Annotated in this window: 1 pseudogene; it reads left to right on the top strand. The window is 59.5% G+C overall.

Annotation, left to right across the window (positions count from 1 at the left end):
- Positions 1-445: 445 nt before the first annotated feature.
- Positions 446-1413: pseudogene (locus A3AI_RS45030) on the top strand (transposase).
- Positions 1414-1557 lie beyond the last annotated feature (144 nt).

The following is a 1557-nucleotide window of genomic DNA, read 5'->3' as shown; positions in this document are numbered from 1 at the left end:
TACAATTGGCATCGTCCTCATGGCAGTATCGGGTCTGTACCACCAATCAGCAGGCTCGGCTTGGCCGGGTATAACCTCTTGAGGCTCCACATCTAACCGTCGACGTTCTATGCAACAAGCGGTTTAACTTTATTCGAGCATAGCTCTTCGAACCTTTCTGCATTGCAGGCTTGTTGGCGCGAAACGTTATTGCTGTTGGTCGGCGTAAGAGTCGGATCAGGTTCAGCGCGACCGACCCGTTCGGCTTGCCTTCCGCTGGTGACGGGAACGCCTCGATCAGCAGGCTGTAGCGGTCCTCGACAGCCCATGATCAACCACAGCTTCGAGCGCCCCCGTTTATTCTCGTGACCGCTGACCTTGCTCCTTTGGTTTAATTCCGGTTTGAAGTTCGTTCTGGCCCAGACTAGAATCAGAGCATGAAGCGCAACGCTTTTCGGAAGAGAAAATCATCGGGATTTCCAAGGAGCAGCGAGGCCGGCGTTTCGGTCGCCGATCTGTGCCGCAAGCATGGCGTCAGCGACGCCGGCATCTACAAAAGGAAAGCGAAGTTTGACGTGATGGAGGTCTCGGAGGTCATGCGGCTGAACACGCTGGAGGACGAGAACACGCGCCTGAAGCGCCTTTTTGGCCGACACGATGCTGGACAACGCAGCCTTGAAGGATCTCTTGGGAAAGAAATGGTCACGCCCGCGGCCAAGCGAAAAGCTGTCGCGCATCTGCGGGAATCCTTCGGGATGAGCGAGCGGCGGGCGTGTAAAGCAATCGGCTGTTGCCGCATGACATGAGATACCGGACGGCTAGACTAGGTCGGACGATGCCGGCCTTCGCCAACGCATGCGAGCGATCGCCCAGGAGCGCCGCCGCTTAGGCTATCCACGCCTGCACGTTCTGCTCAAGCCGGAGGGCTACCTGGTCAATCACAAGAAGCTGCTCCGGTTCTACCGGGAAGAGAGGCTCGCGGTGCGCCGCCGTGGCGGCCGCAAGCGGGCGATCGGAACCAGGGCGCCGATGATGGTGCCGATGGCACCGAACGAGAGCTGGTCGCTCGACCTCGTCTCGGATCAACTCACCGACGGCCGACGTTTCCGTATCTTGACCGAGGTCGACGATTGCGCCCGCAAGTGTCTGGCTTTGTTGGCCGACACCTCGCTCTCGGGCATCCGGGCGGCCCGGGAACTAGACCGACTGATCGTCGCACGACCACACTCTCAGCTCGGATGGAAGACCCCGTCCGAATTCGCAGTCACCCGCGATCCACGCCGGGATCTGGCGCTGCGCTATGCCGATGGCTCCGCGACGGCTCACGTCGCTACCACCGCCCAACCGGGCAAATCCAACCGCCCTCACGATTGGATAAAACTTGGGGCAAGGTCACCGCGCATGCACCATCTCGAATCTCGCCGGAGCGGGTGAATTAGGCGCTCGGCGGCGAGCGCCTCTTTCAGGTTGCTAGAAGAAGACCGTCGTTGACGCAGAGAAATTCAGCGCGTGTCCCGTTTTGGGCGTGTATGTGACGCTTGTGGGGTTATCGATGTATGACAGGCCTATGTTTGCATA

It is taken from the genome of Bradyrhizobium sp. Tv2a-2, from assembly GCF_000472425.1.
GTDB lineage: Bacteria > Pseudomonadota > Alphaproteobacteria > Rhizobiales > Xanthobacteraceae > Bradyrhizobium.
The sequence above is the reverse complement of the archived record's forward strand: the minus strand, read 5'-3'. Positions and strand labels throughout refer to the sequence as shown.